The 24,121-nt window shown below is 66.8% G+C and carries 23 protein-coding genes and 1 pseudogene; 10 read left to right on the top strand and 14 right to left on the bottom strand.

Translation table 11 applies throughout. The features are described from left to right. Window positions 1-6: 6 nt before the first annotated feature. The 5 genes from AC5P7A_RS04540 (at window position 7) to AC5P7A_RS04520 (ending at window position 5,681) form a co-directional block, all read left to right on the top strand. Window positions 7-900, top strand: coding sequence for a LysR family transcriptional regulator ArgP (locus AC5P7A_RS04540; protein WP_046429615.1), 894 nt, complete (start codon window positions 7-9; stop codon window positions 898-900). Between the two features lie 78 nt (window positions 901-978). Beyond that, window positions 979-2,379, top strand: coding sequence for a TolC family protein (locus AC5P7A_RS04535; RefSeq protein ID WP_014646418.1), 1,401 nt, complete (start codon window positions 979-981; stop codon window positions 2,377-2,379). Beyond that, window positions 2,372-3,385, top strand: a complete 1,014-nt coding sequence (locus AC5P7A_RS04530) for an HlyD family secretion protein (protein ID WP_495219922.1) — start codon at window positions 2,372-2,374, stop codon at window positions 3,383-3,385. The genes AC5P7A_RS04535 and AC5P7A_RS04530 overlap by 8 nt, the downstream gene beginning before the upstream one ends. Then, the gene (locus AC5P7A_RS04525; protein ID WP_046429612.1) at window positions 3,370-4,557 is read left to right on the top strand and encodes an ABC transporter permease; all 1,188 of its coding nucleotides are present in this window, start codon (window positions 3,370-3,372) and stop codon (window positions 4,555-4,557) included. Before AC5P7A_RS04530 ends, AC5P7A_RS04525 begins: the two co-directional genes overlap by 16 nt. Beyond that, window positions 4,554-5,681 carry an ABC transporter permease gene (locus AC5P7A_RS04520; protein WP_046429611.1) on the top strand — a complete coding sequence of 376 codons (1,128 nt, stop codon included), beginning with the start codon at window positions 4,554-4,556 and terminating at the stop codon, window positions 5,679-5,681. The genes AC5P7A_RS04525 and AC5P7A_RS04520 overlap by 4 nt, the downstream gene beginning before the upstream one ends. Before the next feature lie 128 nt (window positions 5,682-5,809). On the opposite strand, the gene AC5P7A_RS04515 is transcribed toward AC5P7A_RS04520, so the two are convergent. Then, complete coding sequence (locus tag AC5P7A_RS04515) at window positions 5,810-6,178, bottom strand: glycine zipper 2TM domain-containing protein (protein ID WP_014646414.1); 369 nt, start codon at window positions 6,176-6,178, stop codon at window positions 5,810-5,812. A 166-nt stretch (window positions 6,179-6,344) separates the two neighbouring features. Further along, a pseudogene (locus AC5P7A_RS04510) lies at window positions 6,345-8,566 on the bottom strand (methyl-accepting chemotaxis protein). A 1,168-nt stretch (window positions 8,567-9,734) separates the two neighbouring features. Here AC5P7A_RS04510 and AC5P7A_RS04505 point away from each other — a divergent pair. The 4 genes from AC5P7A_RS04505 (at window position 9,735) to AC5P7A_RS04490 (ending at window position 15,398) form a co-directional block, all read left to right on the top strand. Further along, a complete protein-coding gene (locus tag AC5P7A_RS04505) occupies window positions 9,735-10,127 on the top strand; it encodes a barstar family protein (RefSeq protein WP_126411850.1) in 393 nt (130 codons plus the stop codon). Between the two features lie 135 nt (window positions 10,128-10,262). Continuing rightward, complete coding sequence (gene mutS, locus AC5P7A_RS04500) at window positions 10,263-12,854, top strand: DNA mismatch repair protein MutS (RefSeq protein WP_049441490.1); 2,592 nt, start codon at window positions 10,263-10,265, stop codon at window positions 12,852-12,854. 189 nt (window positions 12,855-13,043) lie between these two features. Next, a complete protein-coding gene (locus tag AC5P7A_RS04495) occupies window positions 13,044-14,687 on the top strand; it encodes a catalase (protein WP_126411849.1) in 1,644 nt (547 codons plus the stop codon). A gap of 108 nt (window positions 14,688-14,795) precedes the next feature. After that, window positions 14,796-15,398 carry a DUF937 domain-containing protein gene (locus AC5P7A_RS04490; RefSeq protein ID WP_014646409.1) on the top strand — a complete coding sequence of 201 codons (603 nt, stop codon included), beginning with the start codon at window positions 14,796-14,798 and terminating at the stop codon, window positions 15,396-15,398. Window positions 15,399-15,436: 38 nt separating this feature from the next. Here the strand turns inward: AC5P7A_RS04490 and AC5P7A_RS04485 are convergent, their stop codons facing one another. Both AC5P7A_RS04485 and AC5P7A_RS04480 read right to left on the bottom strand, forming a co-directional pair. After that, window positions 15,437-15,844, bottom strand: a complete 408-nt coding sequence (locus AC5P7A_RS04485) for an RNA-binding S4 domain-containing protein (protein WP_014646408.1) — start codon at window positions 15,842-15,844, stop codon at window positions 15,437-15,439. A gap of 9 nt (window positions 15,845-15,853) precedes the next feature. Then, complete coding sequence (locus tag AC5P7A_RS04480) at window positions 15,854-16,093, bottom strand: hypothetical protein (RefSeq protein WP_014646407.1); 240 nt, start codon at window positions 16,091-16,093, stop codon at window positions 15,854-15,856. A 62-nt stretch (window positions 16,094-16,155) separates the two neighbouring features. Between AC5P7A_RS04480 and AC5P7A_RS04475 the strand changes: the two genes are divergently transcribed. Further along, complete coding sequence (locus tag AC5P7A_RS04475) at window positions 16,156-17,628, top strand: MATE family efflux transporter (RefSeq protein WP_049441487.1); 1,473 nt, start codon at window positions 16,156-16,158, stop codon at window positions 17,626-17,628. 68 nt (window positions 17,629-17,696) lie between these two features. Here the strand turns inward: AC5P7A_RS04475 and AC5P7A_RS04470 are convergent, their stop codons facing one another. The 10 genes from AC5P7A_RS04470 to AC5P7A_RS04425 form a co-directional block, all read right to left on the bottom strand. Beyond that, window positions 17,697-18,107, bottom strand: coding sequence for a DUF1801 domain-containing protein (locus tag AC5P7A_RS04470; protein WP_049441485.1), 411 nt, complete (start codon window positions 18,105-18,107; stop codon window positions 17,697-17,699). Window positions 18,108-18,145: 38 nt separating this feature from the next. Continuing rightward, on the bottom strand, window positions 18,146-18,580 hold the full coding sequence (locus AC5P7A_RS04465; RefSeq protein WP_032956352.1) for a DUF1801 domain-containing protein: 435 nt from the start codon (window positions 18,578-18,580) through the stop codon (window positions 18,146-18,148). A gap of 79 nt (window positions 18,581-18,659) precedes the next feature. Beyond that, window positions 18,660-19,040 carry a DUF6404 family protein gene (locus AC5P7A_RS04460; protein WP_049441483.1) on the bottom strand — a complete coding sequence of 127 codons (381 nt, stop codon included), beginning with the start codon at window positions 19,038-19,040 and terminating at the stop codon, window positions 18,660-18,662. Between the two features lie 82 nt (window positions 19,041-19,122). Then, on the bottom strand, window positions 19,123-19,524 hold the full coding sequence (gene rplS, locus AC5P7A_RS04455; RefSeq protein WP_005415736.1) for a 50S ribosomal protein L19: 402 nt from the start codon (window positions 19,522-19,524) through the stop codon (window positions 19,123-19,125). 154 nt (window positions 19,525-19,678) lie between these two features. Then, window positions 19,679-20,437 (bottom strand): tRNA (guanosine(37)-N1)-methyltransferase TrmD, encoded by a 759-nt coding sequence (gene trmD, locus AC5P7A_RS04450; protein WP_046429552.1) that lies wholly within the window; start codon window positions 20,435-20,437, stop codon window positions 19,679-19,681. A gap of 8 nt (window positions 20,438-20,445) precedes the next feature. Beyond that, entirely contained in the window at window positions 20,446-20,958 is a 513-nt protein-coding gene (gene rimM / locus AC5P7A_RS04445) for a ribosome maturation factor RimM (protein WP_010483256.1), read from the bottom strand. A gap of 44 nt (window positions 20,959-21,002) precedes the next feature. Continuing rightward, window positions 21,003-21,263 carry a 30S ribosomal protein S16 gene (rpsP, locus tag AC5P7A_RS04440; RefSeq protein WP_005415733.1) on the bottom strand — a complete coding sequence of 87 codons (261 nt, stop codon included), beginning with the start codon at window positions 21,261-21,263 and terminating at the stop codon, window positions 21,003-21,005. A 186-nt stretch (window positions 21,264-21,449) separates the two neighbouring features. After that, complete coding sequence (locus tag AC5P7A_RS04435; RefSeq protein ID WP_049441482.1) at window positions 21,450-22,052, bottom strand: suppressor of fused domain protein; 603 nt, start codon at window positions 22,050-22,052, stop codon at window positions 21,450-21,452. A 127-nt stretch (window positions 22,053-22,179) separates the two neighbouring features. Next, window positions 22,180-22,962 (bottom strand): aminotransferase class IV family protein, encoded by a 783-nt coding sequence (locus AC5P7A_RS04430; RefSeq protein ID WP_049441481.1) that lies wholly within the window; start codon window positions 22,960-22,962, stop codon window positions 22,180-22,182. Continuing rightward, a complete protein-coding gene (locus tag AC5P7A_RS04425) occupies window positions 22,959-24,035 on the bottom strand; it encodes an NAD(P)H-dependent flavin oxidoreductase (protein ID WP_495219921.1) in 1,077 nt (358 codons plus the stop codon). Before AC5P7A_RS04425 ends, AC5P7A_RS04430 begins: the two co-directional genes overlap by 4 nt. Between the last annotated feature and the right edge of the window lie 86 nt (window positions 24,036-24,121).

Genomic DNA, 24,121 nt, shown 5'->3' with positions numbered 1-24,121 from the left:
ACCGGCATGGACCTGGTACACCCGCAACTGGCCGCGTTTGCCGCGGTGCTGGAGGAAGGCAGCTTCGAGGCTGCGGCACGCCGCCTGTCGATCAGCCCGTCAGCACTGTCGCAGCGGATCAAGGCCCTGGAGGACAGGCTCGGGCAGGTACTGGTGGTGCGCCAGGCACCCTGCCGGCCGACCGCCGCGGGTGAAGCGCTGCTGCGCCGAGTGCGACCGATGCAGGCGCTGGAGGCCGAGGCATTGGCCGAGCTGCTACCCGAGCGTGGCAGCGACGCTGCGCGCACGCCGATCCCCCTGGCGGTCAACGATGACTCGCTTGATACCTGGTTCGTGCCGGCCATCGCCGACCTGCACCAGCGCCACGGCTATCTGTTCGACCTGCGCATGGACGACCAGGACCACACCCTGCAGCTGCTGCGCGATGGCAGCGTGCTCGGCGCGGTCACCGCCGAAAGCCAACCGGTGAAGGGATGCAACGTGCACCCGCTCGGCGCGATGCGCTACCACGCCATCGCCTCGCCCGGCTTCGCCCGCCAGTACTTCCGCGATGGCATGCAGGCCGCAACCCTGGCGCACGCACCGATGCTGGTGTTCAACCGCAAAGATGAACTGCAGTGGCGCTTCGTGCGGCGCCTGACCCGCGCGCGGCTGCAGCCGCCGCTACACTACCTGCCCTCCTCCACCGGTTTCGTCGAAGCCGCCGCGTGCGGACTCGGCTGGGGCATGGCTCCGGAAACCCTGGTCGCGCCCGCCGTGCGCGCCGGCCGCGTGGTGGTACTGGAACCCCGCCGCTGGCTCGATGTGCCGCTGTACTGGCAGCATGCCGCCGTGCGCTCAAGCACGCTGCAGCACATCACCCAGGCGCTGCGCACTGCGGCCAGAGGCACCCTTCGTTGAGGACAAACCGATGATCGCAGACCCGGGCTTCACGCTGCACGCACTACCGTTTGCGCACTTCTTCACTACTGGGACGGCATGGGCGTGATCGGCCGACGTACAAGGATGCACCGCGCGAAGGCCGCGCTGGCGCTGGCAGCCTGCCTGCCATTCGCTGCCGCCGCGCAGCCCACCAGCAACGCACCGGCATTGGACTGGGAACAGGCACGGCAACGCCTGGAGCAGGTCTCCGATGCGTTGGCCGCTGCCGACGCCGCCGTGCGCAACAAGCAGGACCTGCAGGACGCGACCCGCCTGCTGCGCCTGCCGGAGATCACCGGCGAAGTGCGCCGGCTGCAGTTCCAGAAGACGCTCACCCTGCCCTTGGGTTCGCTGGCTCCGGTGGCCGAGGCCTTTGGCATCGACTCGCCGCTGTCGTTCACCGAACGCGACTGGCGTACCCGCCCGGTGGTGACTGCAGTGCTGCCGCTGTACACCGGCGGCGTGATTCCGGCCGCGCAACGTGCGGCCAGTGCCGCCCACGAACAGGCCAGCGCCGAGCGCGAAGCACAACGCCAATCGCTGACCGTGCAGCTGGCCCAGGCCTATTTCGGCCAGCGCCTGGCCGAGCAGGCGGTGGACGTGCGCCGCGATGTGCGCGATGGCCTCAACCGCCACCTGTCCGACGCAGAGAAGCTGGAACGCGAGGGCTTCGCCACCCGCGCGCAGCGCCTGCAGGCCACCGTGGCCCGCGACAAGGCCGAGCGCGAATACCAGAAGACGGTGAACGACCTGGCCACGCTGAAGGCCGCACTGGCCACGCTGCTGCGCAGTGGCGGCGAGGTGCAGCCGGTGTCGCCGCTGTTCGTGCAGCGCGTGCCACTGGAACCGGTGGCCAGCTTCGAACGCACCGCGCAGGCGCGGCAGCCGCAGATCGCGCGCCTGCGGGCGATGGTGGCGCAGGCCGAACAGGGCGTGCGCGTGCAGCAGGCCAAGCTGAAACCACAGATCTTCGCCTTCGGCCAGTACGACTTCCGTCGCCGCGACGAGATGCTGACCGATCCAGACTGGGCGTTCGGCATCGGCCTGAAGTACACCTTTCTGTCGCCGAACTCGCGGCCGGCGCAGATCAGCGCCGCGCGTGCGCAGCAGGACCAGGCCGAAGCGGGCCTGCGCGAGGCCGAGAACCAGGTCGCGCTGGGTGTGCGCAAGGCCTGGAACGAGCTGGAAACCGCACGCCAGCAGTACGTGCTGCTCGACAGCAGCATCGCCCAGGCACAGGAAAACCTGCGCCTGCAGGAGCTGGCGTTCCGCGAAGGCCAGGCGACTTCGCTGGATGTGATCGACGCGCGGCTCGGCCTGGGTGGCGCCCGCGTCGAGCGCGCACAGGCCGCCTACCAATACGATATTGCGCTGGCACAGTTGCTGGAGATCAGTGGACAGATGGACCGTTTCGAAGAGTTCCGGCGGCGGGCGGACGAGGTGATCGACCATGAGTGATGTGCTGCACGACGATGCGACGACGCCCCCGGGCAAGCGCCGGTTGGGACCGATCCTGGTAGTGGTGCTGCTGGTCGTGGTGGTGCTCGGCCTGTGGCTGGCCTGGCGCAGCCCGGCCGACCAGATCCAGGGCATGGCCGATGCGGACACGATCAACGTGGCCGCCAAGATCACCGCGCGCGTGGCCGAACTGAAGGTGCGCGAGGGCGACCGCGTGCAGGCCGGGCAGGTGCTGTTCCTGCTCGACAGCCCCGAAGTGGCCGCCAAGGAACAGCAGGCGCACGGCGCTTTGGCCGCCGCACAGGCAGTGGCCGACAAGGCCGACGAAGGCGCGCGCAGCGAAGACATCCGCGCCGCCGAAGCGAACTGGAAGCGGGCCGAAGCCGGTGCGACGCTGGCTGAAGCCACTTACCAGCGCGTGCAGAACCTGTTCAACGAAGGGGTGATGACCCGGCAGAAGCGTGATGAAGCGCATGCCCAGGCCACCAGTTCGCGTGAGCTGGCCCGTGCCGCGCGCGCGCAGTACGACATGGCCCTGGCCGGCGCGCGCGAGCAGGACAAGCGTGCCGCACAGGGCCAGGTGCAACAGGCACAGGGCGCGGTGGCCGAAGTCAACGCCGCGCGTGTCGAAGTGGAAGGGCGCGCGCCGGTGGCCGGCGAAATCAACAAGCGCATGGCCGACCCGGGCGAACTGGTGCCGGCCGGCTACCCGGTGTTCACCCTGGTCGACATCGACCGCATGTGGGTCGCCATGAACCTGCGCGAATCGCAGATGCAGCGCCTGAAGGTCGGCAGCAAGCTGCAGGGCAGCGTGCCGGCGCTCGGCCTGGACGGCGAATTCGAGGTCTACTTCATCAATCCGGCCGGCGACTATGCAACCTGGCGTACCACCCGCCAGTCGTCCGGCTACGACGTCCGCAGCTTCGAGGTGCGGGTGCGCCCGGTACGCCGCATCGAGGGCTTCCGCCCCGGCATGAGCGTGCTGTTCGCATGGCCCCAGCACTGAGCCCCGGCCGCGGCGGCTTCGCCGCCAGCTGGCGGCGCGAGCTGCAGTCGCTGCGCGGCAACCGCGCCGACCTGCTGCTGGTCACCGTGCTGCCGCTGCTGATGCTGGTGGTGATGGCGTGGATGTTCACGCCTTCGGTGATGCGCGACATCCCGATCGCGGTGGTCGACCTCGACCACAGCAGTGACAGCCGCCTGCTGCTGCGCATGCTCGACGCCAGTCCCGGCGTGCGCGTCGCCAGCCAGCCGGTGGACCTGGAAGACGCACGTTCGCAGCTGCGTCGGCTGGATGTGTTCGCCATCGTACTGGTGCCGCGCGATGTCACCCGGCAGGCGTTGCGTGGACGCCAGGGCACGGTGTTCGCCTATTACAACGCCACCTACATGACCACCGGCCAGTCCGCGTCGCGCGATATCGGCGACGCGGTCTCGGCCTGGAACGCGCGCCTGCTGCGCGAGCGCATCGGCCTGCAGGTCGGCCCGGGCAAGCTGCGCGCGGCACCCATCGCGGTGCAGTCGGACATTCTGTACAACCCGGCACGCAGCTACGAGCTGTTCCTGCTGCCGTTGATCTTCCCGGCGGTATTGTCGCTGGTACTGGCACTTGCAGTGGCCGGCAGCCTTGGCCGCGAGATCCGCGACGGCACCCTGCCCGCCTCGTTGGGCCGCACGCCATGGCCGGCGATTGCCGGCAAGGTCGCGCCATACATCCTGCTGTTCTCGCTGTATGGCGCGCTCGGCATCGGTTACCTGGCCTGGCTGCGCGGTGACGGCGTGGCCGGCAGCGTGCTCCTGCTGCTGCTCGCACAGCCACTGTTCTACCTTGCCACGGCCGCCTACGCGTTGTTCTTCGTCGGCGTCACCCGCGACATGGGTACCGCGCTGTCCGCAGTCGGCCTCAGCATCGGCACCGCGTTGGCCTTCTCCAGCGCCACCTTCCCGGTGCTGGACGGCCCTCTGTTCACCCGCATCTGGCATCAACTGCTGCCACTCAGCGCCTACATCAAGCTGCAGACCCAGCAGCAGTTCATCGGTTCGCCGCTGCAGGTTTCGGTGTGGCCGCTGGCCACGCTGTTGTTGATGGCGGTGGTGGCAGGAGGCGTCGGCGGCCTGCGCCTGATCGCCTTTGCGCGCACACCTGCCGCCGCACAGCCCGCAGGGGCCGACGCATGAGCGCACTCTGGCGCAGCCTGCGGCAGACCCTGATGGCAGTGCTCTGCGACCGCTACGCGATCGTGGTGATGGTCGGGGCGGTGATCCTGTACTCGTTCTTCTATCCAGCCGCCTACCGGCACCAGGTGGCCGGCAACCTGCCGGTGCTGGTGGTGGACGAAGACCACAGCGCGACCAGCCGCGAGCTGCTGCGCAAGCTCGACGCACTGCGCGTTGCGCGCGTGGTCGGTCAACCCGCGGACGTCGACAGCGCACGCCGGCAGCTGGAAGCCGGCCATGCCGAGGGGATCGTCGTGATCCCGGCCAATCTGGAGCGCGACATCCTGCGCGGCCACCCGGCCAAGCTGGTACTGCTTGGCAACGGTGCCTACCTGGGACGCGCCAGCTGGGTGCTGGGCAGCGTGGCTGACGCGCTGGGTGCGTTCGGGCGTGATGCCGTGGTCGGCCAGGCCGCCTTCATGGGCGCACCGCAGGCACCACCGGTCACGCTTGTGCAGCGCCCCCTGTACAACACGCAGGAAGGCTATGGCAGCGCCATCGTTCCCGGCGTGGCCGAGCTGATCGTGCACCAGACGCTGCTGATGGGCATCGGCGTCCTGCTCGGCGGCCGCCGCCTCGCGCTCGGCCGGCGCCTGCGCTTCGACCTGCCGACCCTGGCCGGCATGGCACTGGGCTTCGGCCTGATCGGCCTGTTCGGTCTGTTCTGGTATGCCGGGTTCACTGCCTGGGTGCAGGACTATCCACGCGGAGGCAACCCGCTGGGCCAGCTGCTGGGTGGCACGCTGTTCATCGCGGCGACGGTGGCCTTCGGCCTGTTCGTCGGCAGCTTCTTCCGCACCCGCGAACGCGCCTTCCAGTACATCATCGCCACCTCGATCCCGCTGTTCTTCCTCGCCAACCTGTCGTGGCCCTCGGTGATGACGCCACAACCGCTGGTCTGGCTGGCGCAGCTGCTGCCGACCACCTCCGGCATCAACCTGATGGTGCGCCTGAACCAGATGGACGCCAGCCTGGCCGAAGTCTGCCACGAACTGATCACCCTCACCGTCCTGCTGCTGCTCTACGGCAGCCTCGCCACCTGGCGCCTCCTCGCAAAAAAGGGGACGGAGGGGATTAAGTCGTAAGCGGCCGGTTGGGGGATTACGACTTAATCCCCTCCGTCCCCTTTTCCTGCAATGAAGAACGCCGGCGCGAGGCCGGCGTTCGAGTACTGCCATGTGGAAGGGGAAAAACGGGGGCCGTCGGCGATTGATCAGCGATAGACGCGTTCGCAGCGGCGCTCGACCACGCGGTCGCCATTCTTCTGCTGGCTGTTGCCCTGGATCTGGCGGCCCGCCGCACCACCGGCAACAGCACCGGCCACGGTAGCGAGCTTCTTGCCATTGCCGCCGCCCACCTGGTTGCCCAGCAGGCCGCCGATCACCGCGCCAGTGGCCGTACCGGCGATGCGGTTCGGATCGCGCGAGTTGCGCTGCACTTCCACGTTCTTGCAGACCACGCGGCTGCCATCGTTGAATCGGCGTCCTTCATCACGCGGACCATAGGTCTGCGCGCCGGCCACCGACGAAGCCGCCAGCAGGGTGCCCAGCACAAGCAATCGGGTCGAGGTCTTCATGGCCATCTCCTAGGTTCCGGTATGGCGCAAGTGTCCTCCCGCGGCTGGCAACCGGAAGTGAAATGCGCGTGTCCGCGGCCTCATCGGCCATCGCGCGTTCAGGAAGAAAATCCGCGCCCATCACGATCAGCCAGCGTGATGGGCGCCGTCTCCCTGCCGGCATTGCCCTTTGCTAGAACTCTTCCCACCCCCCGGCATTGGCCGCCAGTGTCGGCTCGATGCGCGGCGACAGCGTTGCCGCCCTGCGCACCGGGGTGACCTTCGCGGCCACCGCAGCCAGGGCCGGACGCACGGCTGCAGCCGCCGTTACCGCGCCGGTGCGGAACACCGAAACCGCCTCGGCCAACAGGTTCGCCTGCTCCTCCATGGAACGCGCCGCAGCACTGGCCTCTTCCACCAGTGCCGCATTCTGCTGCGTGGTCTCGTCCATCTGCACCACCGCCTGGTTCACCTGTTCGATGCCCGAGCTCTGCTCCTGCGAGGCAGCAGAGATATCGGCCATGATGTCGGTCACGCGCTGCACGGAAGCAACGATCTCGCCCATCGTGGTGCCTGCCTGTCGGACCAGGGCCGATCCATCGGCGACCTTGCCAACCGAATCCTCGATCAGGCCCTTGATCTCCTTGGCCGCACCGGCCGAGCGCTGTGCCAGCGTGCGCACCTCACTGGCCACCACCGCAAAGCCCCTGCCCTGCTCGCCGGCACGCGCGGCTTCCACCGCCGCGTTCAACGCCAGGATGTTGGTCTGGAAGGCAATGCCATCGATGACCGAGATGATCTCGGCGATCTTCTTCGACGAGGCCTCGATGGCCGACATCGTGGTGACCACCTGGCCGACCACCTCGCCGCCCTGCGAGGCGACACCGTGCGCACCGATGGCGAGCTGGTTGGCCTGGCGGGCGTGCTCGGCGTTCTGCTTCACGGTGGAGGTCAGTTCCTCCATCGACGCCGCCGTCTCTTCCAGGTTCGCCGCCTGCTGCTCGGTGCGCCGCGACAGATCGGTGTTGCCCGAGGCGATTTCGCCTGCCGCCAGATTGATGCTGGACGCGCTGGCCTGGATGCGCCCGACGATCTGCTTGAGCTGATCGACGGTGGCATTGCAGTCATCGCGCATGCGGGCGAACACGCCGTGGAAGTCGCCCTGCATGCGTACGGTGAGGTCACCGCGCGAGATCGCCTGCAGCAGGCTCGACACCTGCACCAGGTTCTGGTCGGTGGTCTGCATCAGGCGATTGAGCCCGGCCACCATGTCGCGGAAATCGTAGGCGAAGCGATCTTCATCGCCGCGGAGGCTGAAGTCGCCCGCCGCCGCGGCCGTCGCCAGCCGGCGGATCTCGCTGTTGATCGCCGACAGGCTGGTCTTGGTCTCGTCCATTGCCTGGGTGATCGCCGCCTTCTCGCCCGGCAGCGGATCCATGTCCACCGACAGGTCGCCACGGGCGTAATGCTTCATCACTTCGATCAGCCGGTTCTGTACCTGCACGTGTGAGCCGACCAGCGCGTTGGTCTCGTGCACCATGCGCCCGTAGTCACCAGGGAAGGCACTCTCGTCCATGCGATAGCTGAGGCTGCCGGCATCGTGCTGGCGGGCCAACTCGCCCTGCGCCGCCATCACCGACTGCAACTGCGCCTGCATGCGCTGCATCGACCTGAGCAGCTGCGTGACCTCATCGTTGCCGGAGGCGTCAATGCTGTTGTCCAGCCGCCCATTGGCGATGCCGTCGGCCAGCTTCACCGCGCCTTCCAGCGGGCGGGTCAGGCTGCGGGTGATGGCCCAGGCGGCCAGCGAGCCCAGTACCAGGCTCAACACGCCGAACACGATCGACAGCGTGCCGGTCCAGGATTCGGTTGAACGGTATTCCTCGCGGCTGCGCTCGGTCAGTGTCTCCTGATGCCGCAGCAGGGTCGAGATCGCTTCGTTCCACGCGGTTGCCAGCCCCTGCTCGGCAAGCAGTTCCTTGGCCGCGCCGTCGAAATCCCCGGCCTTCATGCGCTCGTGAAGACGCCGGGTGGAGGCGTCGGTGGCCTTGCGTGCCGCGTCGATTTTCGCCACCAGGGTATCGCCGGTCGCGTCGCGCGGAATCCTGATGTACCTGGCCCAGATACCGTCGTAGGTCTGCGACAGCTCCTGCGCCTTCTGATAATCCCTGTCGAAATCCTCGCCGCGCTTGATCACCATCAGGCGGCGGTGCATCAACACCGCGTTGTTGGTATCCAGCATGTCGTTCAACAGCCGCATCTTCACCATGTTGACGTCCACCACTTTCTCGAACTGGGCGGACTTCAGGTGATTCCGTACAGCGCCAGGCCAACGATGGCCACGATGAACAGCAGCAGCAATCCAAACCCGGCACCCAGCCGGGATCCCACTCGGAGGTTGCGTAAGGCGAGCATCTCAATTCCCTTGATCATGGCCGTACGATCGATGGCGGCGCAGCGCGGGGAAACTTTATGGGTCGATATTATTGTATCGATCCAAATCTCTGGAACTATGCAGACAGGTGTGAAGGACACACTTAATGGAGGTGGTTATTCCTGCCGGGCATATCAATGCACGAGCACATCAATCGCAGTCATCACGCAGCGCTCGCGAGTCGTGACCGCAGAAACCGTCACTTGATGCACGGAGGGGGAGGATGAAGCCCATCGATCCCGGCACCCTTCTGTCCAGAGGAACAACGCGCTGCTTCGCGACTACCGTCAGGGCTGCAATCTGGCATCTGCCATCGCAGGGCCCCGACCCTTGAGTATTTCAACCCTGATGAAGGGGTCCAGACCCCATTACAATCGACTGCCACTGATCTCCCACTTATTGACCTTCAAGTCAATAAAACCGCAGTCATTGAGATTCTCGTCGCTCTGGAAGTAGGAGACGGGAAGGTCACCCCATGCTGCACGGACCCACGCGCTGCGCTGAGGCAATACGATCGAGGAGTGCATGGAAACTGCGTACTTTCTACTCATGCCTGTCCACGGAAATTGACTCCCAGGACGGGGCGACGGAAATTTCCTCAAGATACCGCTCAAGGTCTCTGAACGGAGAGACCCCTATAGCAGCGAAGGAGAACCACACGGCATCGCACTCGTCGCAGACAAATATCTGAACGCCGCGCTCCTTTACTTGAGCTTTCAACACCTCACCCTGCTCACAACGGGGACAGATCAAACTCCCCCCACCTCACCGGAGACGCAGATACAACGTTACTGACCATCCCAGAAACAATTTTCCAGACCTTTATTGCCGATGATACAGGAGGAGAATCTATTTCCATCACCCAGCCAGTCATCACTGACAGTGGAAGTTGAACGCGCCCGAGGGGGTCCTGCTGCCGATGGCACCAATCAATGAAGAAGAAGACTTCGGGCGAACTCTCTACCAGCTGATGGCCCTGCTATTGGCGATGGGTCACGTCGTTTTCTTCCCTGCAAACCGGCGCGCGCCACGACGGGAGTGCCGAGCACTTGACTCAGCAAAGAAGTTTGCCAAACCCCAGCATGGGTCCCCAAAGCATCCGGCGCTCAGCCATGTCCAACGCACAGGGAACAACGCTACAGTCGACATATGACGCTCATCCTGCAGATCGAAGGCTGTGCCATTCACGACATCCCCAGCCTGTATGCGGAGATCAACCGCGTGTTCATGGCCGGCGAGGACTGGCAGCTCGGGCCAAGCCTGGACGCCCTGGATGATCTGCTGCATGGCGTCTATGGCGTGTTGGCCGGCCATGAGCGGGCCACGGTGATCTGGAGTGATATCGAGCACAGCCGCGCCGCACTGGGACGAACTACCACATGCCAGTGGCTGCAGTCCAAGCTGGAAGCCCCGGGCACCTTCAACACGCGGACCATTGCGCGCCAGCTGGACGCCCTGCAACAGGGCGAGGGCCCAACCTACTTCGAGATCGTGATGGATATCTTCGCCAGCCACCGGCAGATCACCCTGGTCCCGGCCTGACCTCGTCGCTGTGCGGTACCCGCCTGCCACCGGTGGCGGCAGCCCTGTGCCCCAGCAGTTACCATGGACGGCCCTGTACCCGCTCCGTTGCCGCTGCCCTCCGGCGCGAACGGACGCCCCGGATTCACGAGCCCCATGTCCAAAGAAAAGTCCGCCGAACACACCCCGCTGATGAAGCAGTTCTTCGCAGCCAAGTCCGAGTATCCGGACCTGCTGCTGTTCTTCCGCATGGGCGACTTCTACGAGCTGTTCTACGACGATGCGCGCAAGGCCGCGCGCCTGCTCGACATCACCCTGACCCAGCGTGGCAGCTCCGGCGGCGCGCCGATTCCGATGGCCGGCGTGCCGGTACATGCCTATGAAGGCTACCTGGCGCGGTTGGTGGCGCTGGGCGAGTCGGTGGCGATCTGCGAGCAGATCGGCGACCCGGCGCTGGCCAAGGGCCTGGTCGAACGCAAGGTGGTGCGCATCGTCACCCCCGGCACCGTGACCGACGAAGCGCTGCTGGACGAACGCCGCGACACCCTGCTGATGGCGCTGTCGCGCACGAAGCAGGGCTACGGCCTGGCCTGGGCCGACCTGGCCGGTGGCCGCTTCCTGGTCAATGAAGTCGAGACCGACGACGCGCTGGAAGCCGAACTGGCCCGACTGGAGCCGGCCGAGCTGCTGGTGCCCGACGAGGAGAACTGGCCCGACTTCCTGCGCCACCGCACCGGCGTGCGCCGCCGTGCGCCGTGGCTGTTCGACGCGGACAGCGGCCGCCGCCAGCTGCTGAACTTCTTCAAGCTGCACGATCTGAGCGGCTTCGGTATCGATGACAAGCCACGTGCCACCGCCGCCGCCGGCGCCCTGCTCGGTTATGTCGAGGAAACCCAGAAGCAGCGCCTGCCGCACCTGACCTCGATCGCGATGGAAACCGCCGCCGAGGCGATCGCGATGAACGCCGCCACCCGCCGCCACCTGGAACTGGATACGCGCGTCGACGGCGATACCCGCAATACCCTGCTGGGCGTGCTCGACAGCACGGTGACGCCAATGGGCGGGCGCCTGCTGCGCCGGTGGCTGCACCGCCCGCTGCGCCTGCGCGAGGTGCTGGTGCAGCGCCACCATGCGGTGGAAACCCTGATCGATCGCGGCAGCGATGCCGACATCCGCGAACAGTTCCGCCGCCTCGGCGACCTGGAACGCATCCTGACCCGCGTCGCACTGCGTTCGGCGCGCCCGCGTGATTTCTCCACCCTGCGCGATGGCCTGGGCCTGCTGCCGGCGGTGCGCGAAGTGCTGGCGCCGCTGGATTCACCGCGCCTGCAGGCACTGCATGCCGCCTTGGGCGAGCACGACGCGTGCGCACAGCTGCTGGCCAGCGCCATCGCCGAAATGCCGCCACTGAAGCTGAGCGACGGCGGCGTGCTGGCCGATGGCTTCGATGAAGAGCTGGACGAGCTGCGCCGCCTGTCCACCCATGCCGACCAGTTCCTGGTTGACCTGGAACTGCGCGAGCGCGAGAGCAGCGGCATTCCCACCCTGAAGGTGGGCTACAACCGCGTGCACGGCTACTACATCGAAATCAGCAAGGGCCAGTCCGATCGCGCGCCGGTGCACTACACCCGCCGCCAGACGCTGACCAATGCCGAGCGTTACATCACCGAAGAACTGAAGGCATTCGAGGACAAGGTGCTGTCCGCGCGCGACCGTTCGCTGTCGCGCGAGAAGTACCTGTACGAGCAGCTGCTGGACACCCTCGGCGAACAGCTGGAACCGTTGAAGCAGTGCGCCGCTGCGCTGAGCGAACTGGACGTGCTGGCCGCCTTCGCCGAACGCGCGCAGGCGCTGGACTGGTCGCGGCCGGAACTTGAAACGGCACCGTGCCTGAAGATCGAGCGTGGCCGCCATCCGGTGGTCGAGGCGGTGCGCGAGCAGCCGTTCGAACCCAACGATCTGGATCTGCATCCGGACCGCCGCATGCTGGTCATCACCGGTCCGAACATGGGTGGTAAATCGACCTACATGCGGCAGAACGCGCTGATCGTGCTGCTGGCCCACATCGGCAGCTTCGTGCCGGCCAGCCGGGCGCTGATCGGCCCGATCGACCGCATCCTGACCCGCATCGGCGCCGGTGACGACCTCGCCCGCGGGCAGTCGACCTTCATGGTCGAGATGGCCGAGACCAGCTACATCCTGCACCACGCCACCGCGCATTCGCTGGTGCTGATGGACGAGATCGGCCGTGGCACGTCCACCTACGACGGCCTGGCGCTGGCCGACGCGGTGGCCCGCCACCTGGCCTACCAGAACCGCTGCTACACGCTGTTCGCCACCCACTACTTCGAGCTGACCGCGCTGGCCGACGAGCAGCACGAGGGCGGCCGCAGCGGCATCGCCAACGTGCACCTGGATGCCGTCGAGCACGGTGAAGCGCTGGTGTTCATGCACGCCGTTAAGGACGGCCCGGCCAACCGCAGCTTCGGCCTGCAGGTGGCCGCACTGGCCGGCCTGCCGCGCGCCACCGTGGCGCAGGCGCGCCGTCGACTGGCCGAGCTGGAACAGCGCGGCGGTGAGAGCCATGCCGCCGAGCTGGCGCCGCAGGCATTGGATGCACCGCAGCAGTTCGGCCTGTTCGCGGCGCCGTCGAACAAGGCACAGGAAGCACTGGCCGCCATCGATCCGGACGAACTGACGCCGAAGCAGGCACTGGAAGCGCTGTACCGACTGAAAGCACTGCTGTAACCGCAGCACGCACCCCTGGCTTCCCGCCGCCACGCGGGAGGCCTATCGAAAGATCTGGCAAATCTTATTCTTCGTTTCAATTGACAGAAACTATCAAACTGAACGGATCATTCGATTATTCATTTCATCTGGCCCTAGCTAAAGTCGAGTGAAGATGTTCCATCCCGTCTTCACCCGCAGGAGCCAGCCATGAGCCAGTCCGATAACAACAGCCCGAAATGTCCGTATCACACCGCGCCGTCGCCTGCGGAAGGCGCCCAGCAGCAGCGCGAGCTGAGCACTACCCCGAAGCAGAAGCACGGCGATGAACCGGTCACGCCGATGACCACGGCCTTCGGCGCGCCGGTGGTGGACAACCAGAACAGCAAGACCGCCGGCCCGCGTGGCCCGCTGCTGATGGAAGACGTGTGGCTGCTGGAAAAGCTGGCCAACCTCAACCGCGAGATCATTCCCGAGCGCCGCATGCACGCCAAGGGCTCGGGCGCATTCGGCACCTTCACCGTCACTCACGACATCAGCAAGTACACCCGCGCCAAGCTGTTCGAGAAGGTCGGCAAGCAGACCGAGATGTTCGCCCGCTTCACCACGGTGGCCGGCGAGCGTGGCGCCGCCGACGCCGAGCGTGACATCCGCGGCTTCGCCCTGAAGTTCTACACCGAAGAAGGCAATTGGGACCTGGTCGGCAACAACACGCCGGTGTTCTTCCTGCGCGACCCGCGCAAGTTCGCCGACCTCAACAAGGCCGTCAAGCGCGACCCGCATACCAACCTGCGCAGCGCACGCAACAACTGGGATTTCTGGACGCTGCTGCCCGAAGCCCTGCTGCAGGTGACCGTGGTGATGAGCGACCGCGGCATTCCGCGCAGCTTCCGCCACATGCACGGTTTCGGCTCGCACACCTACAGCTTCACCAACGCCGACAGCGAGCGCTTCTGGGTGAAGTTCCACTTCGTCAGCCAGCAGGGCATCGAATCGCTGACCGACGCGCAGGCGCAGATCCTGGTCGGCCATGACCGCGAAAGCCACGGCCGCGACCTGTTCGCCGCGATCGAGAAGGGCGACTTCCCGAAGTGGAAACTGTTCATCCAGGTCATGCCGGAACTGGAGGCGGAAACCTACCGCATCCATCCGTTCGACCTGACCAAGGTGTGGCCGAAGAGCGACTACCCGCTGATCGAAGTGGGCCAGTTCGAACTGAACCGCAATCCGGTCAACTGGTACCAGGACGTGGAGCAGTCAGCGTTCGCGCCGAGCAACCTGGTGCCGGGTATCGGCCCGTCGCCGGACAAGATGCTGCAGGCGCGCCTGTTCGCCTACTCCGATGCGCAGCGCTACCGCCTGGGCGTGAACCACCACCAGATTCCGGTGAACGCGGCGCGCTGCCCGGTGCACAGCAACCACCGCGACGGTGCGATGCGCGTGGACGGCAACTACGGCGGCCTGCCGCACTACGAACCCAACAGCTACGGCCAGTGGCAGGAACAGCCGCAGTACCGCGAACCGCCGATGAAGATCCGGGGCGACGCCGACTTCTGGAACTTCCGTGAGGACGACGCCGACTACTTCAGCCAGCCCGGTGCGCTGTTCCGCAGCTACAACCAGGCACAGAAGGAGCGACTGTTCGCCAACACCGCCCGTGCCCTGGGCGATGCGCCGGACTTCATCAAGCAGCGCCACATCGACAACTGCAGCAAGGCCGACCCGGCCTATGGCGCTGGTGTTGCCGCGGCGCTGAAGGCGCTGGCCAGCCAGCCGTCGGATCCGTTCAAGCCGGCCCAGCCGGAAGCGGACTTCCCCACCGCGACCCCGGGCGCCGAAGACATCGAGCTCTGATCGCCCTGCACCGTGAACGCCACGCCGCCTCCCCGTGAGGCGGCGTCGCCGTTTTAACGGTCTGCGTCGTACCTTCTGCACGCCCAACCCCAATCAAGGATTCCGCAGATGAGCCTGACCGACGAACTTCTCGCCAAATTGCAGGGCGCCCCGCTGCAGCAGGTATCGCAGCAGCTCGGCATCAGCGATACTCAGGCGTCCGGTGCGATCAGTGCCGCGCTACCGGTGCTGATGGGCGCGCTGGGCAACAACGCCTCGCAGCCGCAGGGCGCACAGGCGCTGCTCGGTGCACTGCAGAACAACCACAGCGGCCTGGACCTGGGCAGCGTGCTCGGCTCGGTACTGGGCGGCGGTGGCGGTGGCGCCGCCAGCGACGGTGCCGGCATCCTCGGCCACATCTTCGGCGGCAGCCAGCAGAAGGTGGAAACCGGCCTGGCCCAGGCCACCCAGCTCGACAGCGGCCGTACCAGCCAGTTGCTGCAGATCCTCGCACCGATCGTGATGGCCTTCCTCGCCCAGCGCCTTGGTGGTGGCCAGGCCGATGCCGGCTCGCTCAGCCAGGCCCTCGGCCAGGAAAAGCAGCAGGTGCAGCAACAGGGCGGCCTTGCCGGCGGCCTGCTTGGCAGCGTGCTGGACCAGGACGGTGACGGCCAGCTCGGCGTGGGCGATCTGCTGAAGATCGGCGGCAGCCTGCTGGGCGGCAAGCGCTGAGCCAAGGGGGCGCCGGACCCGGTCTGGCGCCCTGCAACTTACAACGCGTCGATATCGCCGAGCGCGCGGATCAACCGCCGTGCGCGTTTGTCCGGCTTGTGCTCCGGCGGCTGGAAACCATCGCGTGCGGCGATGCGCAGCGCCCGCTGCTCGGCGCGGCGGGCCCTGGAGGCCTCACTCTCGGCATACAGCTGCTGCGCCGCCGGCGCCGGCCCGCGCTGATCGCTCAGCCCCAGCACCTGGATCTCGAAATGCTCCTCGCCGCGATCCACCTGCAGCTGCTCGCCGACGCGCACCGCGCGTGAGGATTTCGGGCGCTGCCCAGCCACGCTGACCTTGCCGGTCTCGATGGCCTGCTTGGCCAGGCTGCGGGTCTTGAAGAAACGGGCCGCCCACAGCCAGATGTCCAGGCGGACACTGGGCGGCAGCGGGGAAAGCTCGGTCATCGGCAGGGACTACTCCGTTCGCTTGTTCAGGGGACGCGGGTTGTCGGGGTCGGTGCGGCAGCCGCTGCCCCCGATCAGGGTGGGTACGCCGGCAGAAAGATCCTGGCGCTGGCTGCCGACCAGGCACTCGGGCCGGTCGGTGGGCCGCACCTGGGTATCGCCCAGCCGGTCACCTGTCGAACATGCGGCCAGTACGACGCTGATCAAGGCCAGCGCCAGGCTCCACTTCACCTGCAGTCGTTGATGCATTGCCACATCCCGCAAACCGGCTTGGTGCTAGTGTGCGCCTCCCGGGATTCGATCACCACTCCATGGCCAAAGCGCCGCTTGACCTGACCTCCGGCCCGATCGGCCGCAATCTCCTGCTGTTTTCCCTGCCGATCCTGGCAGGCAACATCGCGCAGTCGCTGAACGGTTCGGTGAATGCGGTCTGGGTCGGGCGCTTCCTCGGTGAGGCGGCACTGACCGCCACCGCGAACGCCAACAACATCATGTTCTTCCTGATCGGCTCGGTGTTCGGCTTCGGCATGGCTTCGACCATCCTGATCGGACAGGCGATCGGCGCGCGCGACATCGCGCAGGCGCGGCGCGTGGTCGGCACCAGTGCCACCTTCTTCATCGGCCTGTCGGTGATCATCGCCATCGCCGGTTGGTTCATGGCCCATCCGCTGCTGGCGGCGATGGGCACGCCGGCCGCCTCGCTGCCATTGGCCGAGGCCTACCTGCAGATCATCTTCCTGGCGATGCCGACGCTGTACGCGTTCGCCTTCCTCACCGCCGCCCTGCGCGGTGCCGGTGATTCGCGCACGCCGTTCCGCTTCCTGATGGTATCGGTGGCACTGGACATCGTGCTGAACCCTGTACTGATCTTCGGCATGGGGCCCTTCCCCGCGCTGGGCATCGCCGGCTCGGCCTGGGCCACGCTGGTCGCGCAGACGCTGTCGCTGGCCGGCCTGCTGCTGTACATGCGGCACAAGCGCCACACCCTGTGGCTGGGCCGCGCCGACCTGCGCCTGTTCAAGCTCGACATGACCATCCTCAAGGCGCTGGTGGTCAAGGGCGTGCCGATGGGCCTGCAGATGGTGCTGATCTCGCTGTCGGTGATCCTGCTGATGACCATGGTCAACCAGTACGGCACCGACACCGCCGCGGGCTACGGCGCGTCCCTGCAGCTGTGGAACTACCTGCAGATGCCGGCGATGGCGATCGGTGCGGCGTGTTCTTCGATGGCCGCACAGAACGTCGGTGCGCAGCGCTGGGACCGCGTGCGCGGTACCGCACGCCAGGGCGTGCTGTTCAACTTCCTGCTGACCGGCGCGCTGATCCTGCCGTTGGTTGTGTTCGATCGCCAGCTGCTGGCGCTGTTCCTGCCGCCGGCCAGCCAGGCGCTGGACATCGCCCGCCACCTCAACCATGTGGTGATCGGCTCGTTCCTGTTCTTCGGCGTCAGCTTCGTGATCTCCGGCGTGGTGCGCTCCACCGGCGCGGTGATTCCGCCACTGCTGATCCTGGCCGGCTCGCTGTGGGGCGTGCGCGTGCCGTTCGCCGAACTGCTGCAGCCGTACTGGGGCGCCGATGCAATCTGGTGGAGCTTCCCGGTCAGCTCGCTGGTGTCGATGCTGCTGTCGCTGGCGTATTACCGCTGGGGCGGCTGGCGCAAGGCGAAGATGATGGGCAAGCCCTCGCATGCCGAAGAACTGGCGACGCCGTCGGAGATTCCGGCCTGTCCGCCGTCGCCGGTGGCCGACCCGGATGCCGCGCTGGAGTCAGCACCGCCACGGTGAGGTGGGTGCGGACCGTTGGTCCGCACAGGCCTGTCAGCCGAGCATGGGCTCGGCTCTACAGAAGACGGTCAGCGCTTCTTCTTTTTCGCCGCATTGAACGCCGCCGCTGCGCGCAGCAGCGCCTTGAACGCAGCGGCATCCGGCATCGCACCTTCATGGATGTCGATCGCACGCCGCGTGTTGCCCTCCAGGCTGGCGTTGAACAGGCCCTTCGGGTCCGCCAGCGCCGCACCGTTGGCGAAGGTCAGTTTCACTACCTGCTTGTAGGTTTCGCCGGTGCACAGGATGCCGTTGTGCTCCCACACCGGTGTACCGCGCCACTTCCAGGCTTCCTGCACGTCCGGCAGCGCTTCATGGATCAATGCACGCACGCGTGCCAGCGTTTCGCCGCGCCAGTCTCCCAGCTCGGCGATGCGTGCATCGATCAGTTCGGTCGCCGGGGTTCCGGCATCGTCAGGGTTCGGCGCGTGCGTGGCCATCAGCGGTTCTCGTCGGGAAAGGAATCAGAACGGTGGGCTTACATGCGCTCGCCGGGCAACGCGGCGGCCTGGCGCACCCAGTCGAGGAACTGTGCCTCATCCAGCGCGCCATCCTGTGCGATATGCAGGTAGCGCGTATCGGCACTCCTGGACGGCTCGGGCGGCATCGGCTTCAGCACCGCGCCACGAAAGAACGCCACCTTGATGTAGCGGGTGAAGCAATGGAAGCTGAGAAACCAGCCTTCGCCCGGCGCCACCGCATACATCGGCGAGTTCCACTTCACCGCCTTGTGCACGCCGGGTACGGCGCGTTCGATCAACGCATCCAGCTGTGCGCCGACCGGGCGTTTCCAGTCCGGCATGGCGGCGATGTATGCCTGCACCGGAGCATCGCCCTCGCCCTTGGCGATCCGGGGGTTGCCGCCGGACAACAGCGTGGGCGCGGTGGAAGGTGCGGTTCGCTTGGCAGGCATCGCACGGCACGTCCATCGGGATGAAACCGCAGCCTAGCGCGGCCCGTAGCCAGCGGTCACGGCGCAGTGCGCCATCGGCTCAGTCCGCCTGCCGCGCCCGGAACTGGCGCCAATCCGGCAGCTTGCGGTGGCGGCGCAGCGAGCGCATCAGCGCCGCCATCACAAGGCCGAACAGCGCGCCGGCCACCAGACCGGCCACCAGCAACAGCACCAGCGGACGTTCGCTGCCCTGCCACAGCATCAGCCACATCAGCGCGGTCCAGAACAGCCCGAACAGCAGGCCCTGCACCAACGCGTTGGTGCCAAAGCCGGCCAGGATCGGTGGCGGCAGTGCGATGCCCAGGCGCCACAACAGGCGATGCAGCAACGGCGCCGATTGCACGCGTGCCAGCCCCTTGTCGTCGAGAAAGCGCAACGCCGACTGGATCACGGCCGGATAGCGAAGGTTGATGTCGTTCATCACCTGATCGTGGCCGATGCGATGCCGGAAACGCAAACGGCCACCCGAAGGTGGCCGTCGCGGCAACAACCGAAGTTGTTTATCAGGCCTTGTCGGCCAGACGGGCAGCCTTGGCGGCAGCAGCGGCAGCCAGGTCTTCCTTGATGCGGGCAGCCTTGCCTTCCAGGCCACGCAGGTAGTACAGCTTGCCGGCGCGGACCTTACCACGACGCTTCACTTCGACCGAGTCGATGATGGCGCTGTGGGTCTGGAAAACGCGCTCGACGCCGTAGCCGTGCGAGATCTTGCGGACGGTGAACGAGGAGTTCAGGCCGGCGTTCTTGGTGGCGATGACGACGCCTTCGTAGGCCTGCACGCGCTCGCGGCTGCCTTCCTTCACCTTCACGTTGACGACAACGGTGTCGCCCTGGCTGAACTTCGGCAGTTCACGGGTGATCTGGGCGGATTCGAATTCCGCGACGATGGACTTGTTCAGCTTGCTCATGGGTTACACCGATTCTTGTTCGGGTGGGCGTGTCGTATCGACAACGTAGGCTCATGCAGTCACCGGACTGTGCTGCACGTTTGTTTTGGGTACTGCGCGCGCCGACCAGGGTCGACGGGAATTGGCCATGATAGCCGATAAAGCCGACCCTGCGCTAGGGGCTGGCCTTCTGGTTCCGGGCCTGACGGCCCTGCTCCAGCAGTTTGCGGTCGGCCTTGCCCAGTGCCTGTTCATCCAGCAGGTCCGGGCGCCGCTCGGCGGTCCGGAGCAGCGACTGCTGGCGGCGCCAGGCGGCGATGGCCGCGTGGTTGCCCGAGCGCAGCACGTCCGGCACGTCACCCAGCGGGTGCTGGGCCGGCTGGCTGTAATGCGGGCAGTCGAGCAGGCCGAGGTCGCCCTCGAAGCTGTCCTGCGCCGCCGATTCGGCGTCGTTCAGGGCACCGTCCTGCAGGCGGGCCACGGCGTCGATGATCACCGCCGCGCCCAGTTCCCCCCCGGACAGCACGTAGTCGCCGAGGGAGATCTCCTCGTCGACATTGGCCTCCAGGAAACGCTCGTCGATGCCCTCGTAGCGGCCGCAGAGCAGGACCACGCGCGGCAGCGCCGCCAGTTCCCGCACCTTGGCCTGGGTCAGCGGCGCCCCCTGCGGGCTGAGGTAGATCACCCGCGCCGGGGTCGGATCGGCCTCACGGATCGCCTGCAGGCAGGCCTGCAGCGGCTCGATCAGCATCACCATGCCCGGGCCACCTCCGAACGGACGGTCGTCCACGCGGCGGTAGTTGCCTTCGGCGTAATCACGGGGGTTCCAGCCGTGCAGGCTGAACAGCCCCTTCTCCTGCGCGCGCCCGACCACGCCCAGTCCGGCGGACTGGGCGAGGAACTCGGGGAACAGGGTAATGACGTCGAAACGCATGCTCACGCTCAGAACTCGGGATCCCAGTCGACCACGACCAGGTTGGCCTCGAAGTCGACCGACTTGACGAAGTCCGGCTGCACGAACGGAATCATCCGCTCGCGGTCACCGCGGACCACCACCACGTCGTTGGCGCCGGTGCTGAACAGGTGCGAGACCTGGCCCAGGGCAACGCCCTCGGTGGTCTTCACGTCCAGGCCTTCCAGGTCCACCCAGTAGTACTCATCGGGCTTCGGTGGCGGCAATGCACTGCGGGCCACGTAGATCTCGGTGCCGTGCATCGCTTCGACGGTATCGCGGTCCTCGACGCCGGGGAAACGGGCGACCAGGTGCTTGCCGCTGTCGCGGCCACGCACGCCTTCAATCGTGGTTTCCACGCCGGACGGGCTGCGCACGATCCACGGCTGGTAACGGAAAATGGCGGAACGTGGCTCGGTCCAGGACTCGAGCTTGATTTCGCCGCGCACACCAAAAGCGCCGACAACCCTGCCCAGCAGGATGCGGCGCTCGATATCTTTCATCTGCTTCAACCAAGAGGGCCACGCCGAAGCGTGGCCCGTCAGGATCAGGCCGCAGCGGCCTGGGACTTGGTCGCTTCCTTGATCAGGTTGCGGACCTTGTCGGTCGGCTGGGCGCCGTTCTTGACCCAATGGTCAACGCGGGCCAGGTCCAGCTCGATGCGCTTCTCGGCGCCCTGGGCAACCGGGTTGTAGAAGCCAACGCGCTCGATGTTGCGGCCGTCGCGCGCGCTGCGCACGTCGGTGACGATGATGTGGTAGAACGGACGCTTCTTGGCGCCGCCGCGGGTCAGTCGAATCTTGACCATGGTGTTTTTCCTATTGCCCAGTCGCCAGGATGGCGAGGTAAGCGGGCGATTATAGCGGCAGAGCCCGGCCGAGCCAACCCCGGGCTGTATCCATCTTCACGGTAGCGCAGTGCTATGCCTCGCCACTTTCGTTCAGCAAAGTGATCAACCTCCGACCGCCCCTCCAAGATTCCCGGGGCGATAGCGTCAGAGCGCTCCCGCTACCGGCGCCCGATGCATGTCCAGCACATCTACCTCGTGCCGCTGCAGCAGGTCGTCAAATGCATCGCCGCCAATCCGCTCGACAAGTTGCCGCTCGGATTCGTGGATGGCGATGCACTGCAGCCAGTTGATGGCAACCGGCGGGAACTGCAGCCCCGGGAACCTGGCGTCATTCCAGAAGAAGGGCGGCACCAGATAGACGTGCGGCATCCGGGTCGACGGGAAGTAGTCCTGCAGGATGTCGGGAATCACGCTACCAGGCTGCACCGCCGCACGATCGCGCATGATCGCGAAAGCCGTCGAGGCGACGACGTTGTCCCAATGCAGCGCGTCCTGTTCTGCACATGCACACAGCTCGACGCGCGTTTCCAGTTCGTGCCCCTCCGCATGACGTAACCCAGAATCCGATAGGCCGATGGACGAGATGGACTTCAGCCCTGCTTCCGGAGAGCTGAACGTCGTGAGGATATCGACTGAACGTAGGCGATGATCATCGTGAAAGGCCTGGACCTTGGGCCGCCCCTCAGAGCCCATGACCTTGATTGCGTGCATCGCTACCGCGCGATGCTGCTCGGTGACCATACCCATATCTGATTGAAACTCCTGAGTGTTGTTCGCTGCGGACGCATCCGCCGGGCATGGCCCGGCGCTACCGGCTGCAACGCTTCAAGGTAGCGTCCGGCTATGTCCAGCGATCGGCAACCACGCGCCTCGTTCAGGAAAGCGGCTGCCAGGCCACCGCCGCCAGCACCGCCCTGCCCTGTTCAGCCAGCGCCTGCGAGCCGGGCAGGACATGCCCGTCAATGGCCTCCAGCGCCCACAGGCCGCTGGCGTTGCAGGCAAAAGCCGCCTTCACGCCGGCCAGATCGGCCAGCGGCAGCGGCTGAGTGACCTGAGGCCCCGGCCAATGCCGCTTCAGCAGCGCTTCGGCCGTCCCGCGCAGGGCAGGCGCCTGTGGCCAGAGCAGCCGCTCACCATCGTGCACGGCCAGGTTCCAGGTGCTCCCTTCACTCACGTCGCCATCGGCGGTCACGAACAGCACATCGTCGAATCCTTGCGCCATCGCCGCGCGCCGCTCGGCAAACAGGCCAAATGTGCCCACATGCTTGATCTGCGGCATTTCGCGCTGCCAGGCCACGCTGCGCACGCGCTTGGGCGCGGCCAGGGCCACCGGCGCTGAAACTGCCACCAGCACGTCCACCGGCACGGCCGCCAGCGGATTGCGGAAATCGAAGCGGCGCGAGTACACCGTCACCCGCAGCGAGGCATCGGCCAGGCCGGCCTGCCGCAGCGCCTGCGCCATCCACGCCTGCACCTGCACCGTGTCCAGTTCGCTGCCGAACAGTTCGCGCGTGGCCTGCGACAGCCGCGCCAGATGGAGGTCCAGCCCCTGCACTGCACCACCACGCACCTGCAGCGAGGTGAAGTGGCCGTAGTTCACCAGCGCCGGCAGCAGGTCCGCCACCTGCGCCGGCTGGCCATTGCAGGTGACCCTCATCGCAGCAGCGCCTGCGCCTGTTCCCACATGCCGCGCAGCACGTCGGCGGCCGGCTGTGCAGGCGCCATCCACGCCGACTGCCCGGCCCAGGCCTGCATCGCCGCCAGGCGATTTTCCTGCACGGCCTGCTTGCGCATCGGCGCGGTCAGGCCACGCTGCACCGGGTACGGGCGCGGCGCAGGGGCGCCTTCGGCAGCAGCGGCGCGAACATACGCGGTCGCCAGGCCACGGCCAAGGCGGCCGCTGAACGCGCGCGTCGGCCAGGTATCTTCCGGTTCGCTGGCGGCCAGCCCATCGGCCCACGCCGACGCGATCGCCGCCTCGGGCGTGCGCAGGAAGGCGGTGCCGATCTGGACGGCGCTGGCCCCCAGGGTGAGTGCGGCAGCAATGCCACGGCCATCGGCGATGCCACCGGCAGCGATCACCGGAATCTGCAGGTGATCGGCCAGGCGCGGCAACAGCGCGAACAGCCCGACCAGCTGGCGTTCGGCCATTGCCGGATCAAACGCACCGCGATGGCCACCGGCCTCCATGCCCTGCGCCACCACGGCGTCGGCACCGGCGTCCTGTGCGGCACGCGCTTCGGACAAGGTGGTCGCGCAGGCGATCCAGGCAATGCCGGCGTCCTTCAGCTGCTGCACGTGGCGCGGCAGCAGCACGCCCATGATGGTCGACGCCACCGCCGGGCGTGCCGCAAGCAACGCAGCGAACCGTTCTTCGAAATCGGCAGGCGTGGCGTCGGCGGCGCTGGCCGGCACGTCCGGGCCCCACTGCGCGAGGAAAGCGCGGCTGGCGGCCTCGGCAGCGACATCACGGCTCGGTGCGGGGTCCGGCAGCCACAGGTTCACCTGCGCCGGGCCGGTGGAGGTCGCGCGGAAGTCCTCCATCCAGCGACCGATATCGGCCGACGACGACAGCACCGCGCCCATCGCCCCCATGCTGCCGGCATTGGCCAGCGCGGCGGACAACGGTACGGGGCAGGCACCGGCCATCGGTGCCAGCAGGATCGGAACGGAAATGCCAAAGCGCCGGCAGAACGCCTCGACGCGGGAAGTTACAGCGGAACTCTGCATGACGGCCCATCGTTTCGGACAGGCCCCCATGGTGCGCGCGGGACAGGGGAAGAGTCGAGCCTGCTGCTGCGCGCCGCCGCCCGAGC

This window comes from Stenotrophomonas sp. YJH_SMC_65 (assembly GCF_059369475.1).
The sequence above is the reverse complement of the archived record's forward strand: the minus strand, read 5'-3'. Positions and strand labels throughout refer to the sequence as shown.

Excerpts from the sequence above, each read along its gene's own strand:
- AC5P7A_RS04460 (WP_049441483.1), bottom strand. The coding sequence starts at position 19,040 with ATGAACGACATCAACCTTCGCTATCCGGCCGTGATCCAGTCGGCGTTG.
- AC5P7A_RS04425 (WP_495219921.1), bottom strand. The coding sequence starts at position 24,035 with ATGCAGAGTTCCGCTGTAACTTCCCGCGTCGAGGCGTTCTGCCGGCGC.
- rimM (WP_010483256.1), bottom strand. The coding sequence starts at position 20,958 with ATGAAAGATATCGAGCGCCGCATCCTGCTGGGCAGGGTTGTCGGCGCT.
- mutS (WP_049441490.1), top strand. The coding sequence starts at position 10,263 with ATGTCCAAAGAAAAGTCCGCCGAACACACCCCGCTGATGAAGCAGTTC.
- AC5P7A_RS04435 (WP_049441482.1), bottom strand. The coding sequence starts at position 22,052 with ATGGGTATGGTCACCGAGCAGCATCGCGCGGTAGCGATGCACGCAATC.
- AC5P7A_RS04535 (WP_014646418.1), top strand. The coding sequence starts at position 979 with ATGGGCGTGATCGGCCGACGTACAAGGATGCACCGCGCGAAGGCCGCG.
- AC5P7A_RS04475 (WP_049441487.1), top strand. The coding sequence starts at position 16,156 with ATGGCCAAAGCGCCGCTTGACCTGACCTCCGGCCCGATCGGCCGCAAT.
- AC5P7A_RS04495 (WP_126411849.1), top strand. The coding sequence starts at position 13,044 with ATGAGCCAGTCCGATAACAACAGCCCGAAATGTCCGTATCACACCGCG.
- AC5P7A_RS04525 (WP_046429612.1), top strand. The coding sequence starts at position 3,370 with ATGGCCCCAGCACTGAGCCCCGGCCGCGGCGGCTTCGCCGCCAGCTGG.
- AC5P7A_RS04430 (WP_049441481.1), bottom strand. The coding sequence starts at position 22,962 with ATGAGGGTCACCTGCAATGGCCAGCCGGCGCAGGTGGCGGACCTGCTG.
- AC5P7A_RS04515 (WP_014646414.1), bottom strand. The coding sequence starts at position 6,178 with ATGGCCATGAAGACCTCGACCCGATTGCTTGTGCTGGGCACCCTGCTG.
- AC5P7A_RS04480 (WP_014646407.1), bottom strand. The coding sequence starts at position 16,093 with ATGCATCAACGACTGCAGGTGAAGTGGAGCCTGGCGCTGGCCTTGATC.
- rplS (WP_005415736.1), bottom strand. The coding sequence starts at position 19,524 with ATGAGCAAGCTGAACAAGTCCATCGTCGCGGAATTCGAATCCGCCCAG.
- AC5P7A_RS04485 (WP_014646408.1), bottom strand. The coding sequence starts at position 15,844 with ATGACCGAGCTTTCCCCGCTGCCGCCCAGTGTCCGCCTGGACATCTGG.
- AC5P7A_RS04530 (WP_495219922.1), top strand. The coding sequence starts at position 2,372 with ATGAGTGATGTGCTGCACGACGATGCGACGACGCCCCCGGGCAAGCGC.
- trmD (WP_046429552.1), bottom strand. The coding sequence starts at position 20,437 with ATGCGTTTCGACGTCATTACCCTGTTCCCCGAGTTCCTCGCCCAGTCC.
- AC5P7A_RS04465 (WP_032956352.1), bottom strand. The coding sequence starts at position 18,580 with ATGCCTGCCAAGCGAACCGCACCTTCCACCGCGCCCACGCTGTTGTCC.
- AC5P7A_RS04505 (WP_126411850.1), top strand. The coding sequence starts at position 9,735 with ATGACGCTCATCCTGCAGATCGAAGGCTGTGCCATTCACGACATCCCC.
- AC5P7A_RS04470 (WP_049441485.1), bottom strand. The coding sequence starts at position 18,107 with ATGGCCACGCACGCGCCGAACCCTGACGATGCCGGAACCCCGGCGACC.
- AC5P7A_RS04520 (WP_046429611.1), top strand. The coding sequence starts at position 4,554 with ATGAGCGCACTCTGGCGCAGCCTGCGGCAGACCCTGATGGCAGTGCTC.
- rpsP (WP_005415733.1), bottom strand. The coding sequence starts at position 21,263 with ATGGTCAAGATTCGACTGACCCGCGGCGGCGCCAAGAAGCGTCCGTTC.
- AC5P7A_RS04540 (WP_046429615.1), top strand. The coding sequence starts at position 7 with ATGGACCTGGTACACCCGCAACTGGCCGCGTTTGCCGCGGTGCTGGAG.
- AC5P7A_RS04490 (WP_014646409.1), top strand. The coding sequence starts at position 14,796 with ATGAGCCTGACCGACGAACTTCTCGCCAAATTGCAGGGCGCCCCGCTG.